This is a genomic window from Dactylosporangium sp. CS-033363, assembly GCF_050942475.1.
Lineage (GTDB): Bacteria > Actinomycetota > Actinomycetes > Mycobacteriales > Micromonosporaceae > Dactylosporangium.
The window spans coordinates 3,640,018-3,659,940 of the sequence record NZ_CP192032.1; the positions used below are offsets into that span (position 1 = coordinate 3,640,018).

At 73.8% G+C, this 19,923-nt stretch carries 13 protein-coding genes; 9 read left to right on the plus strand and 4 right to left on the minus strand.

Annotated elements, in window-relative coordinates:
• Nucleotides 1-26: 26 nt before the first annotated feature.
• The 5 genes from ACQPZ4_RS16875 (at nt 27) to ACQPZ4_RS16895 (ending at nt 7,435) form a co-directional block, all read left to right on the plus strand.
• Nucleotides 27-3,743 carry a CHAT domain-containing protein gene (locus ACQPZ4_RS16875; RefSeq protein WP_433061574.1) on the plus strand — a complete coding sequence of 1,239 codons (3,717 nt, stop codon included), beginning with the start codon at nt 27-29 and terminating at the stop codon, nt 3,741-3,743.
• A gap of 201 nt (nt 3,744-3,944) precedes the next feature.
• Complete coding sequence (locus tag ACQPZ4_RS16880; RefSeq protein WP_433061577.1) at nt 3,945-4,436, plus strand: sigma-70 family RNA polymerase sigma factor; 492 nt, start codon at nt 3,945-3,947, stop codon at nt 4,434-4,436.
• Entirely contained in the window at nt 4,420-5,556 is a 1,137-nt protein-coding gene (locus ACQPZ4_RS16885) for a hypothetical protein (RefSeq protein WP_433061579.1), read from the plus strand. The genes ACQPZ4_RS16880 and ACQPZ4_RS16885 overlap by 17 nt, the downstream gene beginning before the upstream one ends.
• Nucleotides 5,553-6,599 carry an ABC transporter ATP-binding protein gene (locus ACQPZ4_RS16890; protein WP_433061581.1) on the plus strand — a complete coding sequence of 349 codons (1,047 nt, stop codon included), beginning with the start codon at nt 5,553-5,555 and terminating at the stop codon, nt 6,597-6,599. Before ACQPZ4_RS16885 ends, ACQPZ4_RS16890 begins: the two co-directional genes overlap by 4 nt.
• On the plus strand, nt 6,596-7,435 hold the full coding sequence (locus ACQPZ4_RS16895; RefSeq protein WP_433061584.1) for an ABC transporter permease: 840 nt from the start codon (nt 6,596-6,598) through the stop codon (nt 7,433-7,435). Before ACQPZ4_RS16890 ends, ACQPZ4_RS16895 begins: the two co-directional genes overlap by 4 nt.
• A gap of 345 nt (nt 7,436-7,780) precedes the next feature.
• On the opposite strand, the gene ACQPZ4_RS16900 is transcribed toward ACQPZ4_RS16895, so the two are convergent.
• A complete protein-coding gene (locus ACQPZ4_RS16900) occupies nt 7,781-8,941 on the minus strand; it encodes an NAD(P)/FAD-dependent oxidoreductase (RefSeq protein WP_433061587.1) in 1,161 nt (386 codons plus the stop codon).
• A 114-nt stretch (nt 8,942-9,055) separates the two neighbouring features.
• Here ACQPZ4_RS16900 and ACQPZ4_RS16905 point away from each other — a divergent pair, with 114 nt between their 5' ends.
• Nucleotides 9,056-9,574 (plus strand): hypothetical protein, encoded by a 519-nt coding sequence (locus ACQPZ4_RS16905; protein WP_433061590.1) that lies wholly within the window; start codon nt 9,056-9,058, stop codon nt 9,572-9,574.
• A gap of 228 nt (nt 9,575-9,802) precedes the next feature.
• On the opposite strand, the gene ACQPZ4_RS16910 is transcribed toward ACQPZ4_RS16905, so the two are convergent.
• The gene (locus tag ACQPZ4_RS16910) at nt 9,803-12,538 is read right to left on the minus strand and encodes a BTAD domain-containing putative transcriptional regulator (protein ID WP_433061592.1); all 2,736 of its coding nucleotides are present in this window, start codon (nt 12,536-12,538) and stop codon (nt 9,803-9,805) included.
• Nucleotides 12,539-12,650: 112 nt separating this feature from the next.
• On the opposite strand from ACQPZ4_RS16910, the gene ACQPZ4_RS16915 reads away from it, so the two are divergent.
• Entirely contained in the window at nt 12,651-15,944 is a 3,294-nt protein-coding gene (locus ACQPZ4_RS16915) for a glycoside hydrolase family 2 TIM barrel-domain containing protein (protein WP_433061594.1), read from the plus strand.
• Between the two features lie 521 nt (nt 15,945-16,465).
• Here ACQPZ4_RS16915 and ACQPZ4_RS16920 read toward each other — a convergent pair.
• Complete coding sequence (locus ACQPZ4_RS16920) at nt 16,466-17,167, minus strand: DUF998 domain-containing protein (protein ID WP_433061597.1); 702 nt, start codon at nt 17,165-17,167, stop codon at nt 16,466-16,468.
• A 104-nt stretch (nt 17,168-17,271) separates the two neighbouring features.
• Between ACQPZ4_RS16920 and ACQPZ4_RS16925 the strand changes: the two genes are divergently transcribed.
• A complete protein-coding gene (locus ACQPZ4_RS16925) occupies nt 17,272-17,937 on the plus strand; it encodes an O-methyltransferase (protein WP_433061600.1) in 666 nt (221 codons plus the stop codon).
• A complete protein-coding gene (locus ACQPZ4_RS16930; protein ID WP_433061603.1) occupies nt 17,934-18,935 on the plus strand; it encodes an ArsR/SmtB family transcription factor in 1,002 nt (333 codons plus the stop codon). Before ACQPZ4_RS16925 ends, ACQPZ4_RS16930 begins: the two co-directional genes overlap by 4 nt.
• Before the next feature lie 386 nt (nt 18,936-19,321).
• Here the strand turns inward: ACQPZ4_RS16930 and ACQPZ4_RS16935 are convergent, their stop codons facing one another.
• Nucleotides 19,322-19,888, minus strand: a complete 567-nt coding sequence (locus ACQPZ4_RS16935) for an RNA polymerase sigma factor (RefSeq protein WP_433061606.1) — start codon at nt 19,886-19,888, stop codon at nt 19,322-19,324.
• Nucleotides 19,889-19,923 lie beyond the last annotated feature (35 nt).

The window sequence follows — 19,923 nt, forward strand, 5'->3', positions numbered from 1 at the left end:
ACGGCGCGACCGGCATGATGTCGCGCATGGCTCACAAGGCAGTGGTCACGGTCGCCTGCGCGCCCGGGGACGCGGGGCACGTCGACGCGGTGCGGGACCTGTGGATTCTTGTGCGGGCGGCCGGTTTCGACGCCCGCGTGCAGTCCCGCGAAGGTCTGGAGACCGACGCCGTGGTACTCGAGGTCGGCGACCATCGCCGCGAGGTGGCCCTCGGCGCGTTGCGCGGCGACGACCTGGACTGGCTGCGCAAGCACCGCGCGGCGACGGCGACCACGCACGAGCTGCGGCTGGCGGTCGGGGTCGAGGGCGGCCGGGTGCGCAGCACGGTCACGCTCGCCGGCGAGCTGCTGTGCGAGCGCGAGCAGCCGCTGCCGTTCGGCCGGGACGAGGTCTGGGACCTGCTCGACCGGCCCGGCGCCGAGGCCCGCGTGGCCCGGCTCGGGCAGCGGCTCTCGGCGGCGCTGTTCGACGCCGACTCGCTCGACTACGTGACGGTACTGCTGAGCGAGGGCGTCGCCGGCACCGTCCTCAACGTGCTCGTCGAGGCCGACGGGCCCGCCCACGAGCTGCCGTTCGAGTTGCTGCGGCTCACCGACCAGCGGGCGCTCGTCGCGGTGGACGGGGTGCGGCTGACGCGGATGGTGGCCGGCGTACGGGTACCGGAGCAGCACACGGAGCCCGGGCCGCTGAAGATCCTCGTGGCGGTCGGGGCGCCCGACCGGACCGAGAACCCGCCGCTGGACGTCGAGGCCGAGATGCAGGCCATCGTGTCCGTCGTCGGCGGGGTGGGGCGGGCCGAGATCACGATCCTGGAGGTCGCCGGGGTCCGCGAGATCGCCGAGGCGCTGCGCGGCGACGCGTACCATGTGTTGCACCTGTCCGCGCACGGGTCGCCGTACGGGGTCGAGCTCGAGGACCGCGACGGCAACGCGGTGGACGTGCGCGCCGAGGACCTGGTCCGCGCGCTGCGCCGGGGTGGCCGGGCGCTGCCGCTCATCGTGCTGTCCAGCTGCGGCGGGGCGGCCGACGCGGACGCCGGGCTGGCCGTGACCCTGCTGCGCCACGGCGCCGACCGGGTGCTGGCGATGCAGACCTCGATCACCGACTGGTACGCGACGCGCCTGCTCACCGGCGTGTACCGGGCGCTCGCCGAGGACAACGTCAGCGTGGCGGAGGCGGTGGCGCGGGCCCGGGTGGCGCTGGTCGCGGAGGCGGACGGGCGGCGCCCCGAGTACGCGGTGCCGGCCCTGTTCGCCGCTTCCGACGGGCCGTTGTGGGAGGCGGGGGCACGGGAGGTACACCTGCGGAACCCGACGGAACTGCCGACGGGCGCGGGCGTGCGCGAGTTGTCGCTGGGCGACCTGGTCGGTCGGCGCGCCCTGCTGCGCACGCTGACCCAGACGCTGCGCGACGAGGCCGCCGGGCAACCGCTCGTCAACGGCGTCGTGCTCACCGGGCCGGCGGGGATCGGCAAGACGGCGCTCGCGGGCCGGGTCGTGAGCCGGCTCCGGGACGACGTCGAGGACCCGTGGGCGATCGTGGTCCACACCGGCGCCTGGAACCCGCCGCGACTCTTCGCCGACCTTACCGCGGCCGACGTCGACGCGCCCAATCCCGGCGCGCTCGCCGAGGCCCTGCGCACCCGGCGGGTCCTGCTGGTGTTCGACGACTTCGAGCAGAACCTCACCGTCGGCGGCGACGCGTTCGCCGACCCGGGCTTCGGCGAGCTCGTCACCGCCTTGACGGCCGCCGCCGAGCGGGGCAAGCTGCTCATCACGAGCCGTTATCCGGTACCGGATGCGCCGCTTCTGGCTCGTCTCGACGTGCCGCCGCTGAGCGATGCCGAGCTGTCCCGGCTGCTGCTGCGCCTGCCCGCCGTGCGCGAACTGTCCACAGAGGACATCGGCCTGATCGTCGCGACGGTCGGCGGGCACCCGCGCCTCGTCGAGTTCGTCGACGCCCTGCTGCACGGCGGCGCCCGGCTGCCCGAGGTGACCGAGCGGCTGCGCACGCTGACCAAGCTGGACCACATTGGACAGTCGGGGGCGGGGGAGGCGGCCCGGCAGGCGATCGCCCTCGGCGCCCAGGACGTGCTGCTCACGGAGCTGCTGGACCTCGTGACGCCGGCCGAGCGGGAGACCCTCCTGCAGGCGGCGGTGTTCCGGATTCCGGTGAGCGCCGCGGATCTGGCCGCCGACGGGGACACGGACGCCGTCGCCGCGCAGCTCGACCGGCTGCGTGACCTGACGCTGATCGGCGTGGCCGACGGCGGGGCGGTGGTCGAGCCGTGGCTGCGGGAGGCGCTGACCAAGGCGCAGGCGGACCGCCTCGCCGAGCGGCACGCGCGCGCGGGGGCCGTGTGCCGGCAGCGGGTCGACGCCGGCGAGGCCGATTTTGCCACGGTCCTCGAGGGGGTGTATCACTTGGAGGGCGACGAGCTCGCCGCGTTCGCGGAAGCCGTGCTGCCGAAGCTTGCCGGGGCGGTGGCGGTGGCGGCCTTCCTCGGCGACGTGACGGACTCGCTGCCCCGGGAGCATCCCGCCTACCTCGGGCTGGTGATCCGCGAGCGCGAGGCGTTGGGCGCGTCGGGGAGTACCACCGCGGCCTTGGAAAAGGGTGCCGTCGTGCTGGCGCTGACCGAGGACGACCCGGTCGCGCTGAGCTCAGCCCTCGACCGGCAGGCGCAGCTGTTGCACCGCCTCGGCCGGCTCACCGACGCGCGCGAGCACTACGAGCGCGCCCTGGAGATCGACGCGGGGCTGGCCGCGGCCGACCCTGCGGACGTGGTGCTGCAGCGCAATCTGGGGCTGAGCCACCAGAAACTCGTCCGCGTCGCGCTGGACGACTCCGACGCGGACCGCGCCGTCGCGGCGGCGACCGAATCCCTGCGCATCCGCCGCGAGCTGCTGGCCGCCGACCCCGACAACGCCGGCCTGCAGTGGGATCTGGCGGTCTGCCTCGGAACGGCCGCCCTGGTGTCGGAACCCCGTCCGCTGCTGGAGGAGGCCCTCGCCGTCTGGCGCACCCTGGTCGCCGCGGACCCGGACAACGGCGGCCTGCTGGAGCACCAGTTCGACTGCCTGGACGCGCTGTCGGAGCTGGACGGGGAGCATTACCGCGAGCTGACCATGGAGGCGGCCGCGATCGCCGACCGCCTGACCGACGCCGACCCGGGCAATGCGGGATACCAGCGCAAACTGCTGCTCTCGTACTGGCGGCTGACCGACCTGGACGTGCGCGCCGGGGACCTGTCGTGCGCCGAGGGGCACGCGAAGGCCGCCGCGGTGCTCGCCCAGCGCCTCGCCGACGGCGACCCGGGCAGCGCCGACGCCCAGCGCGACCTGGCCGGGGGATTCCGCCGGCAGGCCGACTTCGCGCTCGCCTCCGGCCACCCCGAGGAGGTACGCGGGCACCTGGAGCTCGCCCTGGAGACGACCGAGGCGCTGGTCCACCGCTTCCCGCGGACCGGCGCACTGCACCGCGACCTGGCCGTGGCGCGCGAACGCCTGGCCGACTGGCTGCGCGACACGGGCGACCCCGTCCTGGCGCGGACGCTGTACCGGCAGGCCTTGTCGAGCCGCCGCCGGCGCGCGGTGCTGGACCCGGAGGACACCGCCTCACCGCTGGCCCAGGCGGACGTGCACGACCGGATCGCCGCACTGGACGAGGCCGCGGGTCACAAGGCGCGGGCCCGGCGGCATCGGGCGGCTGCTGCGGAGCTGCGTTCGACCTTCCCGGCGTGATCTTGTTCGAAAAGTCGGGCGCTGGCGCGCCGCGACTTTTCGGACTTATACCCCGTCAGGGTATTCGCGTACTTCGTGGCGATTTTTTGGCTGTCACATTCCTGGTCCCGGCGGTGCTTGGTAGATGTGAAGCAGGATGTGCTGCCGGCCGAGCGGAGGGACGCCGAACCCGTGTCGAGTCCGCCGAGGCGAGGACCGGCCGTGCGGGCCGACCTCGAAGAGGTGTTCCGCACCGCGTACCCGCGCGTGGTCGCCGTCGCCGCGCGCGTCCTCGGCTCGCGGGACCAGGCCGAGGATGTGGCCCAGGATGCGTTCCTGGCGTTCGGCCGCTCGACGGTACCGGCGGGGGAGGCGGTTGGCTGGCTCTGCGTCGCCGCCGCGCACACCGCGCTGAACCTGCTGCGCTCCGGCCGGCGGCGGGCCACCCGCGAGTCGGCGGCCGGCGGCGCGGACGCGTTCGCGCCCGACATCGCCGACGACGTGGTGGCCCGCGACGAACGCCGCCGCGTGCGGGCCGCCCTGGCCCGGCTGCCCCGCCGGCAGGCCGTCGCGCTGGTCCTGCGGCACAGCGGGCTGAGCTACGCCGAGGTCGCCGCGGCCCTCGAACTCTCGCCGGGCAGCGTCGGCACCATCGTCCGCCGCGCCGAGTCCTCGCTACGCAAGGAGTTGAACCGTCATGCGCCATCCCAGTGACGGCACGCTGCGCCGGCTCCTCGACGAGCCGGACGGCGTCGCCGATGCCGACCGTGAACACGTCGCGGGCTGCCCCGTCTGCCGGGCCGCGCTCGCCGCCGCCGAGGAGGACGCCACCGTGGCCGAGACACTGCTGTCCGCGCCATTGCTGCCCGCCGCGCCATTGCTGCCCGCCGAGCCGTTGCTGCACGCCGAGATCGACGTCGACGTCGACGTCGACGCCGGGTGGCGGCGGCTGTCGGCGAACCTCGACAACCCCGAGGCGCGCACGGCGAGCGTGGCGAGGCCCGGGCGCTGGCGTACCGCGTGGCGCAGTCCCCTCATCGCCGCGGCCGCCGCCGTCGCGCTGCTGACCGGGGCCACCGCCGCGGCCGCCACGAACTGGCTGCCGATCTTCCGCACCGAGCGGGTCGCGCCGGTGACCGTCACGCCGGCGGATCTGGTGCAGCTGCCGGAACTGTCCGCGTACGGGGACGTCGTCATGACCGAACGGGCCCGCGTCCGCGAGGTCCCCGATGCCGCCGCGGCGAAGGCGGCGACCGGGCTCGCCGTGCCCCGGCTGGCGTCGACGCCGCGGGGGGTGACGGGCAGCCCGCGGTACAATATCGGGGATCGAGCGAGTGCGGTCTTCACCTTCTCCGCCGCCAAGGCCGCCCGCACCGCCGAGGCCGCCGGCAAGCCGCTGCCGCCGCCACCTGCCGGGCTCGACGGCAGCCACTTCCGGCTCACCGCCGGGCCGGGGCTCGCCGTGGTGTGGGCCTCCGCGTCGGGCGCGCCGGCCCTGATCGTCGGGCGCGCGTTCGCGCCGACCGCCGACTCGTCCGGCATCCCGTTCGCGACCGCGCGCGACTACATGCTGACGCTGCCCGGCCTGCCCGAGTCGGTCGCGGCCCAGCTGCGCGCGTTCACCGGCGACGGCACGACGCTGCCGCTGATCGTGAAGTCGGCGCAGGAGACCAACGCGACCGCCGACGTCAACGGCGTCCAGGCGCTCGTGCTCAGCCTGCGCGACGGCTCGATGTCCGCGGTACTGTGGGTCGACCGCGGCATCGTCACCGCGGTCGCCGGATCGATGAGCGCCGACGAGGTCCTCGCGGCCGCCCGGGGGCTGCAGTGGTGACCGAGCCGCCGGCCGCGGTGGTGGCCGAGCCGCCGGCCGCGGTGGTGGCCGAGCCGCCGGCCGCGGTGGTGGCCGAGCCGCCGGCCGCGGTGGTGGCCGAGCCGTCGGCCGCGGTGGTGGCCGAGCCGTCCGCCGCCGTCTGGTGCTCCGGCCTGCGCAAGCGCTACCGCAAACGCACCGCCGTCGACGGCGTCTCGTTCACCGTCGCGCGCGGCGAGGTGCTGGGCCTGCTCGGCCCCAACGGCGCCGGCAAGTCCACCGCCATCAAGATCCTGCTCGGGCTGGTCCGCGCCGACGCCGGTGAGGTGCTGCTGCTCGGCCGCCCCGCCGCCGACCCCATGTCGCGCGAGCGCGTCGGCTATCTCCCTGAGCTTTTCCGGTACCAGCCGTGGCTCACCGCCCACGAAGTCCTCAACCTGCATGTCCGGCTCGCGGGCGCCCGCGTCGCGGAAGCGGAGCGCCGCGAGTGTCTCGGCCTCGTCGGTCTCGCCGATCGCGCCGATGACCGCGTCGGCGGCTTCTCCAAGGGCATGCAGCAGCGCCTCGGGCTCGCCGTCGCGCTGGTCGCCCGGCCCGAGCTCGTGATCCTCGACGAGCCGACCAGCGCCCTGGACCCGATCGGCCGCGCCGACGTGCGCGATCTGCTCCTCTCCCTCAAGGACCGCGGCGTCGCCGTCCTGCTCAACTCGCACCTGATCGGCGAGGTGGAACGCGTCTGCGACCGGGTCGTCATCCTCGACCAGGGCCGGGTCGCCGCCGCCGGTACCCTCGCCGAGCTCCTCGGCCGCCGCGAACTCCGCCTGCGCCTGGGCGACGTCGGCGCCGACGCCTCGGCACGGCTCGCGACCGCCGGCCCCGTGACCAAGGACGGCGACACCTACACGGTGACCCTTCCCGCCGAACCCGACGAGTCCACGGTCCCGAGCCTCGTCGCCGACCTGGTCGGCCTCGGCGTACGCGTCCACGCCGTCGAGCCGGGCCGCATCACCCTCGAGGAGCGCCTGCTCGACATCCTGCGGACCGGAAAGGGAGACGACCGGTGAGCACTGTCTTCACCATCGCCGCGCTGACGCTGCACGAGGCGGCCCGGCGCAAGGTGCTGCGGTCCCTGGCCGTGCTCACCGTCATCCTGCTCGGCCTGAGCGCGTGGGGCTTCAACCGCCTCAACGCCGAGTTCGGCGGCCTCACCAGCGGCGAGGCCCGCATCGCCGCGTCGATCGTGCTCAATCTCGTCATGTTCGGCCTGTCGCTCATCGCCGCCCTCGGCACCGCCTTCCTCGCCGGCCCGACCCTCGCCGGCGACATGGAGTCCGGCATCGCCCTGTCGATGCTCGCCCGCCCGGTACGCCGCTACGCCGTCCTCCTCGGCAAGTGGCTCGGTCTCGTCGTCTTCGGCGGCAGCTTCGTCGTCCTGGCGGGCGTCGCCCAGCTCGTCATCGTCAAGGTCACCGTCGACTACTGGCCGCCCCACCCGATCGCCGCCCTGGCCCTGCTCGCCGGTCAGACCACGGTGCTGCTCACGCTCGGTCTCCTCCTCTCCGCCGTCATCTCCCCGATGGCGTCGGGCGTCGTCGCGGTCGGCCTGTTCGGCGCAACCTGGGTCGCGGGCGTCGTCGGCGGCATCGGCGTGGCCCTGCACAACGACAGCGTCGCCCGCGTCGGCGAGGTGTCCCGCGTCCTGCTCCCGACCGACGGCCTGTGGCGGGGCGCGATGAACGGCCTGCAGAGCCCGGGCTTGATGAGCGCCGACGCCTCGTTCGCCGGCCATCCGTTCCTGAGCGCCGACCCGGTCACCGGCGTGTACGTCGCCTGGTCGCTGCTGTGGGTGTCCGTGATCCTGGGGCTGGCCGCGACCGCCTTCTCCCGCCGCGACCTCTGACGCTTCCTTGCGCTGGTACCGCTCCCCGGTCCGCACCTCCTGTCGTGTCCCTGGCCCTGTCCCTCTCCAGTGGCCGGGGCCACGTCACTACCCGTCCCTGCCTGCCCGGTGTTTCGGTGGGCGAGGACGGCGAGGTTGGCGTGTTGGCGGCCTCGGTCTCCTGCTTCGTGTCCGGTCCCGTGACCGACGGCCGGCGCCTTCGGGCCTCCCTCCGTTCCGCCCCGCACATCGTGGGGCCGCTCTCCCTCCCCCCGGCCGTCATCGGGTGGCCGGTTCCTCTCTGGCCGTCATCCGGTGGCCGGTTCCTCTCTGGCCGTCATCCGGTGGCCGGTTCCTCTCTGGCCGTCATCCCGTGGCCGGGCGCGAGAGCGTCCGGCCGCTGGTCGTCGGTTCCACGTCCGGGAACGACCCGTCCCCGAACAGCACCCGCGCGGCCATCGCCCGGCCGGCCCGCCCCCGCATCGCCGCGACCGCCGCCTCGACCAACGCCGGCGACGTCAGCCCGGCAAAGGCCCGCCGCAGCAGCAACCGCCCCCGGAACTTCGAGCGCAGCATCCCCCCGTCGTACCTCCTGAGCTCTCCCACCTCCCCCGTCCGCACAAAGGCCACCGTCACCGCCGCCGCCAGCTCCGACAGCCGCAGGCAGGGATCGAGCCCGCCCGCCGTGAGCGGCGACACGGCCCCCGCCGCGTCCCCGACGAGCAGCCCGTCCGGCCCGGCCAGCCGCCGCAGCACCCCGCCCACCGGAATCGGCCCGCCCCGCCGCTCGACCGGCCCCACCGGTGCATGCGTCCCCGGCGCGCCGGCCGCGAAGTCGTCGAGCAGATGCCGCACCCCCTTGCGCATGGCCTGCGGGTACCCGGCCACCCCGATGTGCGCGTGCCGCCCGTCCTCGATGACCCACCCGAGGTACCCGGGCGCGACCCGCGGATCGAGCACGCAGTGAAACGTCGGCACACTCGCGGGCGCGTCGACCGCGTGCACGATCTCGGCCCCGACCAGCAGCCGCCGGTTGACGTCCAGCCCGAGGTCCCGCGCCACCCGCGACCGCGCCCCGTCCGCCCCGACGATGAACCGCGCCCGCACCGGCTCGTGCCCCTGCAGCTTCACCAGCCGCTGCCCCGCGGTGATCCCGCGCACCGACCCGTCGTACCGCACCCCGAGCCGCACCCGCGCCCCGGCCGCCTCCGCCTGCCGCCGCGCGTGCTCGTACACGCCCGGCATGTCCGCCACCCGGTACTCGACCCGGTCACTCGTCAACCGGATCGGCTCCCGCCGCGACGGCGGATACAGCACCACGTCCCGCACCCCCGGCCCGAGCAGGTGCTCGGGGAGGTCGAAGTCCTCGAGCGTCCGCCGGACGAAGATCCCGGTCGTACGCACCCCCGCGGCCAGCGACCGCCGCTTGTCCACCACGACGACGGAAAGCCCCTGGCGGGCGATCAGCCGAGCGGTGTGCAGTCCCGCGAGCCCAGCACCGACAACGAGCACGTCAATCGTCTCCACCCTTGCGAAGCTAGGCTCGTCCGACCCCGGTCCGGCCGACCTGCACCGAACCTCCCCGACACCCTCACAGCCCTTTCCGACAACGGCGCCCCGCGGTGACCTAGGGTAGTGATCATGGGTGCATCCGGTTGGGGCTACCACACCGAGTACCAGCCCGACCTGCAGCGAGCCCTGGAGCAACTCCAGGCCCGGGTCCTGGCCGACGGCGACTACTGGTGGGCCGCCGAGGGCAAACGCGCGAGCGACTGTACGAACCGTCCCCGCTCCATGGCCGCCCTCCTCGCCGACGACCACGTCCAGCAGTCCGGCACCCACTCGATCCTCGACATGAACCGTGTCCTTCCACTGGGCGAGCAACCACAACTCGGCTGGATGGGCGACATCCAGGCGATCCTCAACGCCGGCCGCGGCGCCGACGCCATCGAGCACCTCGGCCGGCCCGAGTTCGGCACCGTCACCCAGGTGACGCCGGCCGAGGCCCTCGAACTGACCGGCACCGCAACCCTGACCCGGGAGCACCTGACCGCCCTCGACGACCTCCGGTACTACGTGGGCTTCGGCCGCTGCGCCGTCCTCCACGACACCAGAGCCGAACCGATCGAGATCTACTTCTGGGGCGCCTCGGGCGACTGAACGGCCTCAGCTCACCGCTCACCGGCGGGCCGGCGCCACCGAGCTCCGACCCAGTCGGCGCCACCGAGCTCCGACCAAGCCGGCGCCACCGAGCTCCGACCAAGCCGGCGCCACCGAGCACCGACCAAGCCGGCGCTATAGTCGGCGGTTCGTCGTCTCGCGAGGTGGTCCACTCGTGATGGCGCGGCCATCGTCTCGCCGGCGAACCGTGCCTGATCGCGTTCCCGTTCACGGATGATCCAGCCGATCCCGGAGTTCGTCCGCGGCCGGATCGCTGAGCTGCTCGTACAACCGCAGCGCCAGTCGCCAGGCCTCCGCCTGTCCCACGCGGTCCCCGGCCGCCAGCCGCGTCTCGCCGAGCTCGACGAGCATCCGCGCGTGCGAGGCCCGGTCGCCGAAGTCGTGCATGAGCCGGATCGCCTGCCGGTGCGCGCGGGTCGCCTGGTCGTACTCGCCGAGCCGGTGATGGATCTCCGCGTTGTTGCTCCACGCGAACGCCTCCCCGTGCCGGTCGCCGACCCGCTGCAGCAGCTCCTGCGACCGTGCGCCGAGCTCCAGCGCCGCCGGTAGCTCGCCGGCCTGCACGTGCGACCACGACAGCGCGCTGAGCGTGCGCCCCTGCCACAGCAGGTCCCCGGCCGCCTCCGCGAGCTTCAGCGTCCGCTCGAACTCCTCCTTGGCCTCCGCGTGCTGCCGCCGGGACGTGAGCAGCATCCCGACGCTGTACCGCGCCCGCGCCTCCCCGATCGTGTCGCCCAGCTCCGCGTAGAGGAACACGGATTCGGCGAGGTGCGCCGCGGCCCTGTCCGGCCGCTGCAGCCGGTGCAGCACCCGGCCGATCTCGCGGTGGGCGCTGGCCTGCCCCGGTACCTCGCCGATGCGCTCCATGACCTCGAGCGCGGCGGTCTGCGCGGCGACGAGCTCGGTGCGGTGCCCTCGCCAGTCCAGGTACGTCGTCATCGTCCACGGCAGCTGCCAGGCGTGCGCGTCGAACCCCTCGTCGGCCGCCAGCCGCACCGCCGCCTTCAGCACGCCGTGGTTGGCCTCGAACCAGGCCAGGGCCAGTCCCGGGCCGCCGAGGCTCGGCACCGGCAGCCCACCCACCGGCGCGGGCGGATGCAACGGCCGCCGACCCGGGTCGATGAGCAGCGCCGCCGCGTGCGCGGTGTGCAGATGGTGGTCGAGGATCCGGTGCACCGCGTCGTGCCGCTCCTTCGGCGGATGCTCGGCTTCGGCGAGCCCGGCCGCGTACGAGTGCAGCAGGTCGTGCATCACGTACCGCCCCGTCACCGGCTGCGTGAGCAGGTTCGCCTGTTGCAGCTGGAACAGCTCCCCCCGGATCGCCTCCGGCGTGACACCGGCGAGACCGGCCGCTCCGGGTGCGGTGAACTCGGGGCCGGGATGCAGCCCCAGCATGCGGAAGATGTAGGCCGTGTCCGGGTCGAGCTCTCGGTATGACCACGAGAACACGGCCCGCACGTCCGTCACCGGGTCACCGCCGTCGAGCGCGTCCAGCCCGTCGCCCGCATCGCGAAGCTCCGCCACCATGTCGGCCAGCGGTACCCGGGATCGGATCGCCATCTGCGCCCCGGCTATCGCCAGGGCCAGCGGCAGCCGGCCACAACGGGCGATGATCTCGTCGACGGCGTCCGGCTCGGCTGCTACGCGGGTCCGCCCGAGCCGCCTCGCCAGCAACTTCCGGGCGTCGTGGTCGTCGAGCAGCCCCAGTGCCACCCGACGCATTCCGGTGGCCGGGAAGGTCGTCCGGCTGGTCACCAGCGTCATCGTGTCCCTGCCCTGCGGCAGCAGCGACCATACCTGCTCGGCGTCGCGGGCATTGTCCAGCACCACGAGCATCCGGCGGTCGGCGATCGTGTCACGGAACAGGTCGGTGAGCTCGTCCGGGTCGTCGGGGAGCGTCTCCGGCCCGCGCAGGGTGCGCAGAAACCCACGCAGCACCTCGGCCGGTTCGGCGGCCGTGCCGCCGGCGTCGAAGCCGCGCAGATTGACGTACAGCTGGCCGTCTGGAAAATCCGGAGCCACCCGGTGCGCCCAGTGCACGGCGAGGCTCGTCTTGCCCACGCCCGGCGGGCCGGTGATCGCGCACACGACCGGCCGCTCGTCGTGCTTGGCCGCGTCGAGGCTGAACAGCTCGTCCTCGCGTCCGCTGAACCCGCGAACGACCGGCGGCAGCTGGGCCGGGACAAGCGGCGGCGCCGGGGCGGGAACGGGGTCGGCGGTGAGTGCGGGATCGCGGCGCCCGATGGCCGCCTCCAGGTCGCGGATCGCCTGGCCCGGATCGAGCCCGACCTCCCTGAGCTGCCGGCGCAGCAGCCCAGCCGTGTCCAGAGCGCCTTTCCACTCACCGCACCGATACTGCGCGAGCATGACCAGCCCGTGCACCCGCTCGTCGAGCGGATTGTTGTCGGCGAGCAGGTGCAGGTCTTCGAGCACGTCCTCGTGCTCACCCAGCGCCAGCAGGTCCTCGGCGAGCCCGACTTTCGCCCGCACCCACATGCCGTCCAACCGCTCCGCGTCGGCTTCGAGGCTCGTGAGGTCCTCCAGCGGCCGGCCGCGCCAGAGGCCGACGGCGGCGCGCAGCAGCCGGACCCGCTCCCGCGGATCGTCGTTCTCGGCGGCCGACCGGATGAGCCGCTCGGCCCGCGCCACGTCCGTCGGGTCACCGTCTCCGGCGACGTGCAGGACATACCCGGGCGGGCGTGCGGTGATGGTGGCGGCGTCGCCCAGGAAGCGGCGCAGCTGCGACACGTGCTGTTGCAGTGTGTTCTGCGCGGTTTCGGGCGGGTCCGTGCCCCACAGGGCGTCGATGAGCCGATCGTTGCCGACGACCTCACCGTGGGCGAGGGCGAGCACGGCGAGGAGCGCCGCGCGGCGCACCCCGACGACGGTATCGAACTTGCCTTCGGCGGCGATGTCGACTGATCCGAGAAGCCTGATGAACATGCCTCGGAACCTAGTCGCGCGGCGGCTTTCTGCCCCAGGGTGCAGGCACCTGAATTGAATCGGGGTGCAGGCACCCTGGGCCGGAAACCCGGAATCCGCGTAAGTTGGCCGCGTGGAAAACCAGACCGGCTTCGGCCAACCAATCGGAACAAGCGCCCCGCGCGCCGCGTTCGATACGGACGCGCCGCGGCTGAGCCTCAACGGGACCTGGCGGTTCCGGCTCGCGCCGAGCGTGGCCGAGTCGGCCGAGGGATTCTGGGAACCGGACTTCGACGACACCGGCTGGTCGGATCTGCCGGTGCCGTCGAGCTGGCCGATGCACGGGCACGGGCGTCCCGCGTACACCAACGTGGTCTATCCCTTTCCGGTCGACCCGCCGCACGTGCCGACGGACAACCCGACCGGCGACCACCGTCTGGTCTTCGACGTTCCCGCCGCGTTCGAAGGGCTCGGCGCCCGGCTGCGCTTCGACGGCATCGACTCGTGCGGGCGGGTCTGGCTCAACGGCGTCGAGCTCGGCGTCACGCAGGGCAGCCGGCTGCCGGCCGAGTTCGACGTGACCGCGGCGCTGCGGCCCGGCGGCGTCAACGTCCTCGCGGTGCGGGTCCACCAGTGGTCGGCCGGCAGCTACCTCGAGGACCAGGACATGTGGTGGCTGCCCGGCATCTTCCGGGACGTCACGCTGCTCGCCCGGCCCGACGGCGGCGTCGGCGACGTGTTCGTCCACGCCACCTTCGAGCCCGACGGCCGCGGCCGGCTGCGCGTCGAAGGTCCGGCGGACGCACTGGTGAGCATCCCCGAGCTCGGCCTCGCCGACCTGCCCACCGGTGCCGGGCACGACGCCGGGCCGGTCGAGCCCTGGACCGCCGAGACCCCACGGCGCTACGAGCTGATCGTCGCCACCGCCACCGAGACGGCGACCCTGCGCATCGGCTTCCGCACCGTGGCGATCGTCGGCGGCATCCTCACCGTCAACGGCCGGCGGATCGTGCTGCGCGGCGTCAACCGGCACGAGTTCCACCCCGAGCTCGGCCGGGTCGTGCCGCCGGACGTGGTGCGCGCCGAGCTGGAGCTGATGAAGCGCCACCACGTCAACGCGATCCGGACCAGCCACTACCCGCCCCACCCGGCGGTGCTCGACCTGTGCGACGAGCTCGGCTTCTGGGTGATCGACGAGTGTGACTACGAGACCCACGGCTTCGAGGGGCTCGGCTGGCGCGGCAACCCCAGCGACGACCCGCGCTTTGCCGCCGCCCTCGTCGACCGGATGCGCCGCATGGTCGAGCGGGACAAGAACCACCCCTCGGTCATCATGTGGTCCCTGGGCAACGAGGCCGGCGTCGGCGCCAATCTCGGGCTCATGGCCGACTGGGCCCGCGAGCGCGACCCGGGCCGCCCCCTGCACTACGAGGGCGATCGCAGCTGTGCGCATGTCGACGTGTACAGCCGCATGTACGCAAGCCACGCCGAGGTCGACGCCATCGGCCGCGGCGAGAGCCACGTGCCGCACCTGCCGTTCATCCTGTGCGAATACGCGCACGCGATGGGCAACGGCCCGGGCGGCCTCGCGGAGTACGACGAGCTGTTCGACCGCCACCCGCGCTGCCAGGGCGGCTTCGTGTGGGAGTGGCTCGACCACGGCATCCGCCGCCCGGCGGGCGACTACGCCTACGGCGGCGACTTCGGCGAGCCGCTGCACGACAGCAACTTCGTCATCGACGGCCTCGTCTTCCCGGACCGCACACCGTCGCCGGGCCTGACCGAGCTGGGCGCCGTGTACGCGCCGGTCCGCCTCGCCGCCCGGCCGGGCGAGGTGACGGTGCGCAACCGCTACGTGTTCCGCTCACTGGCCGGCGTCGCCCTCCGCTGGACCATCGCCGTCGAGGGCGTGACGGTCAGCGAGGGCACGCTGGGGCTGCCACCGATCGCGCCGGGCCAGGCGGAGATCCTGTCACTTCCAATCGCATCGGTACCGTCTGCTGCCGGCGAGGCCTGGCTCACCGTCGACGCCGTGGACGGTGCGGGCCTGGTGCTCGGCAGCGGACAGGTCCAGCTGCGAGCGGCGCCCGGCTGGGTCCCGGTGTCGCCCGCGCTGGACTCCGCGCCGGCTTCGGGAGAGACGCCATCCTCGGGAACGGCGCCTATTCGGGAGGATTCCGCGACAACGCCGGGTCCGCTTGCTTCGGCAGGGTCGGCGGCCGCGGCAGGGGCTTCGGGTCTGGCAGAGCCGGACGTGGGGTCGGAGGCGGCGTCGGGAGCGTCGGTGCCGGGAGAGTCGGCGGCGTTGGGGGCGTCGGCTTCGGCGGGGTCGGCGGCCGCGGCAGGGGCTTCGGGTCTGGCAGAGCCGGACGTGGGGTCGGAGGCGGCGTCGGGAGCGTCGGTGCCGGGAGAGTCGGCGGCGTCGGGGACGTCGGCTTCGGCGGTGGCACCCGGGGCGCCAGGTGTCGCACAGACCTCGGGTTCGGCGGAGGCGCTCGAGCACCAGCCGCCGATGCCCGGCGCGAACGGATCGGAGGCGCTCGCCGCTGGGGTACACGCCTCGGCGTCGCTTCCGTCGCCGACTCGGGTGGGCGCTGAGGAAGGACCGCGCTGGGACGGCGGCGTGATCCGGCTGGGCCTGGCGGAGTTCGAGCCGGTGCACGGACGGCTGACTCGGCTCGGCGGCCTCTCGCTGAACGGGCCCGTGCTCGACGTGTGGCGGGCGCCGATCGACAACGACCGCCTCGGGCCCGACCCGGTCGCCGATCGGTGGCGGGCCGCGGGACTGCACCGCATGACCCACCGGTTGCTCGGCATCGAACTGACCGGCGACGCCCTCGTGGTGGCGACCCGGGTGGCACCGGCGGCATCGGATCGGGCGCTGCTGACGTGGTACACCTGGCGCAATCGCGAGCGGGCGCTCGAACTCACCCTGCGCGTCGAGCCGACCGGCGATTGGGACATCCCGCTGCCGCGGCTCGGGGTGCGGCTGGAACTTCCGCCGGAGCTCGGCGACGTCACCTGGTTCGGCGCGGGACCGGGCGAGGCCTACCCCGACTCGCGGACGGCCGCGCTGATCGGCCGGTACGAGTCCACTGTGGACGGGCTGGCCACACCGTACGTGTATCCGCAGGAGAACGGCAATCGGGCCGACGCGCGCTGGCTGACGCTCACCGGGCCGGACGGTGGCGGGCTGCGCGTCGAGGGCTTGCCGCGGATCGACTTCACCGCGCGGCGGTGGTCGACGGCGGCGCTGGATGCCGCCCTGCACCGCGCCGACCTGGTGCCGTCGGACCGCATCCACCTGCACCTCGACCACGCGCACCACGGGCTGGGGAGCGCGGCGTGCGGGCCGGGGGTACTGCCGCAGTACGTGCTGCATGCGGCTCCGGCGACGTTCGCGGTGGTGCTGCAACCGCTGGGCTGACGAAACCGCGACCGGCCGGCGCCGGCTGTTGCGCCGACCGTCCGCCCGGCGACGGGCCTGATGCTGTCAGGGACAATGGCACCGTGCAGCACTGGTGTCAGGCAGCGATGCCGTGGCGCCTGACGTCCGTTCGTCGGTGGCGTCGCTGAAGAGCGGCGCCATGTGCGGGCGTTGCCGTGATGTCTGGCGCCCGTTCGTCGGTGGCGCCGCGGACGAGCGGCGCCACGTGCTGCTGGCGGCTACCTTGGCCGGTCGGCGCGGATCTCGCGTGCCGCGACCAGCGCCATCCAGAGCCAGCCCACGCCCACGGTGCAGCGCTGCAGTGATGTCTAACGTCCGTTCGTGGTGCCGCAGAAGTGCGGTCACGTGCGGGTGATGCCGTGATGACTGACGCCCGCTCGTCGCTGCGCTGTGGAAAAGGCGGTTGCGTGCGGACGGTGCCGTGATGTCTGACGCGCGTTCGTCCGTGGCGCCGTGGGAGAGCGGCGCCGCGGACGAGCGGCGCCACGTGCGGCTGGTGGCTACCTTGGCCGGTCGGCGCGGATCTCGCGTGCCGCGACCAGCGCCATCCACAGCCACCCCACGCCCACGGTGCAGCGCTGCAGCAGGCCCGCCACGTCGACCAGGGTGGTGTGCTGGCTGAAGCCCATCGTGGTGAGCACGAACAGCGTCACGAACGCCGCGGCGCTCAGGAACGAGTAGATGGACCAGGCGGGGGAGCGGCGTCGGGCGTACGCGTACGCGAGGACGAGCATCGCGGCGGCGAAGGCGGCGAAGCCCGGCAGTGCGAAGGCCAGGTCGTGCAGCTGGCCGTGCCACGTCGGCGGGTCGGGAATCGGGGGAGTGCCCGCCGGGTAGCCGCTGACCGGGTCGGTCCGGAAGGCGCCGGCGCCCAGCAGGCCGACGCCCCAGACTGCCAGCAGGAGTGGGGCGGCCGCCGCGCCTGGACCCGGGCGCAGTGCGCGGCGCAGGGCCACGGCGAAGAGCAGGCACAGCACGCCGGCGATCGTGAAGTTGACGACCTGGACCCAGCCGCCGGGGCCGAGGGCCAGGGAGCTCACCGGGTGGCGCATCGGGTCGTACCCGGCGCGGAACGCCTGCTCCAGCAGGAAGATTGCGACGAACAGCGGGCCCGCGATCAGGCCGGCGCGCAGGAGGCGGTTCGGGCGGTGGGGTGGCCGGGCGGGCGCTGCCGCCGCCACGAGAGTTTGAATCCCCGTCATGCGTCAACCGTAGTTGACACGCTCGTGAGCGTCAACCCTGGTTGACATTCGGCTGGGGCCGAAAGGCTTCACGGGGGTCTGGGGGTGCTCGTACGGTCCGGGGCATGACCACACGAACCATTGAGCTCTCCGATGCGCTGCTCGACTACGTCGCCGTGCACGACAGCTCGCGGGATGCGCTCATCACCGAGCTGATCGCCGAGACGCGGGCGGCGCTGCCCGACGAGCACGACATGCAGGTCTCCTCCGAGGAGGCCGGGCTTCTCGCGATGCTCGCCCGGATCACCGGGGCCCGGGACGCGCTGGAGATCGGGACGTTCACCGGGCTGTCCTCGCTGGCGGTCGCGCGGGCGCTGCCCGAGGGCGGGCGGCTCATCTGCTGCGACGTCTCCGAGGAGTGGACGGCGGTCGCGCGGCGGTACTGGGCCCGGGCCGGGGTCGCCGACCGCGTCGAGCTGCGGCTGGGGAACGCGGCCGAGACGCTCGCCGCGATGCCCGCCGAGCCGTTGTTCGATCTCGCGTTCATCGATGCCGACAAGGTGTCGTACCCGCGGTACTGGGCCGAGGTCGTGCCGCGCATGCGTGCCGGCGGGGTCATCGTCGTCGACAACGTGCTGCGCGCCGGGCGGGTGCTGGCGCCCGAGGACGAGCCGAGCCGCGTCGTGGCCGCGTTCAACCGGCAGGTGCTCGCCGACCCGCGGGTCGACTCGGTGATGCTGCCCGTCGCCGATGGGATCACCGTTGCCCGCGTGCGTACGGTGGGTGCGTGATCCACATCCGGCTCGACGGGCGAGCGCTGGCGCGGACCCGGCTCGCGGTCAGCCCCCTGCACGAGGTCGTCAGCGCGCTCTACCTGCTCACGCGCAGCCCCGGCGCCGTGCCGTGGCCCTACACCGACTGGGCCGGGCGCGCCCGCGCCGTGTTGCGCGACGATCCGCGTTTCCAACCCCTGCACTTGTACCGTGTGCTGTACGGAAGCCGGCACGAGCGACCGACGCCGGACGTGTTCTCGCCACCGCCGTCCTCGCCCGGCCCGACGATCGCCGACGAGCTCGACGGACTGCGGGCGACGCCGCCGGAGCTGGTGCGGGCGCAGCTCGCCAAGCACTACCCGGAGGGCGTGCCGGCGGCCCTCGCCCCGTACCGCGCGGACCCGGCGGCGGCCCTCGACCGCCTCGCGACCGCGGTCGAGGCGTTCTGGCGGGTGGCGATGGCCCCGTACTGGCCGGCGATGCGCACCGCCCTGGACGAGGAGGTGCTCGCCCGGTCGCGGTCACTGGCCACCGCCGGCCCGGGCGCCGTGCTCGGTGAGCTGCGTGGACAGGTGCAATGGAAACCTCCCGTACTTGGCCTGATCAAGCCGGTCGAATCGGCCGTCGACGCGACCGGGCGCCGGCTGCTGCTCGTGCCGGTCCTCTTCGCGCAGGACATGCTCATGTGCTCCACCGACGACCCGGAGGTGCTCATGGTGAGCTACCAGGCCCGCGGCGCCGGTGTGCTGGCCGCGAGCCGGCCCGAGAGCCGGGCCGACGACCGCCTGGCGCTGCTCGCCGGGCCGGCCCGGGCCGCCGTCCTGCGCGCGCTGACCGCCCCGGCGACCACGACGGGCCTGGCCCGCGAGCTCGGCCTGGCGCCCAGCACCGTCTCGCAGCACCTGGCGACCCTGCTCGCCGCGGGCCTGGTCGAACGGCACCGGGCCCGCAACGCCGTCCTGTACGCCCTGACGCCCGACGCCACCATCCTGCTCCGCCTGCTCGCGGGCGCCTGACCCCGCGCGCAGACCGTGTCGCCCATCGCCTGATCGCGGGCGGATGATCCCACGCAGGCCCCGGCAACCGGCACCTCGCCCGGACCCCCGAGACGCCGGCCGCCCCGGTCCGATCCGTGCGCCGACAGTCTATCCGGGGGGTACGACGACAATCGCCGCGCAAAGTCCACAATGGACGAGCTGGCGTGGGGGCCGAGGCGCAGGAGGGCGCCGGGCTCGGTGAGAGAGCGCGGTGCGTCGACAGTCCGGGGTCCGCGGCCCGCGGCGTCCCACGCCGTTGCGATGCCGAATCGCGCTCATGGGACCCACGACCCGGATCGCGATCCGGGTACGGGACCTACGGCACGGATCGCGGTTCGGAGCGCGTGCGCGGACCGCCGGGAGGGTCAGGCCGAAAGGGAAGCGCGCACGCGCTGGCGAGCGGCGTGGATCCGGGACTTCAGCGTGCCGTTCGGGATGCCGAGATAGTCGGCGATCTCCTCGTAGTCCAGCTGGCAGATGTCGCGCAGGACCAGCGGGGTCACCAGCTCCGGCCGCTCGGCGCCCAGCTGCTCCAGCGCCTCCAGGAAGTCCAGCCGGGAGCCCGCGATGACACTGGTGGTACGGGGATCCGGGACATCGACGTGCAGCACGTCGCTCGGCTGCTCGGCCGAGCGGCGCTTCAGCGACCGGTAGGTCTGGCGGGCGCAGTTGGTGACGACCACGTACAGCCAGGTCGTGAACTTCGACCGGCCGCCGAAGGTGTGGATCTGCGTGGCGACCTGCAGCAGCGCGTCCTGGCAGGCCTCCTCGGCGTCCTGCGGACACGGCAGGAACCGGATGCAGCGGTGCAGCACCTGCGGACGGATCCGGCGCAGGAGGCCGTCCAGAGCGGCCCGGTCGCCCGCCGCGGCGCGGTGCGCGAGCTCCTCGGTCTCCAGCTCGTCGGCCCCGGCCCTCAGCTCGCCTGGCACAACGTCACCCCGTACCCTCCCGGACCGGCGGACTG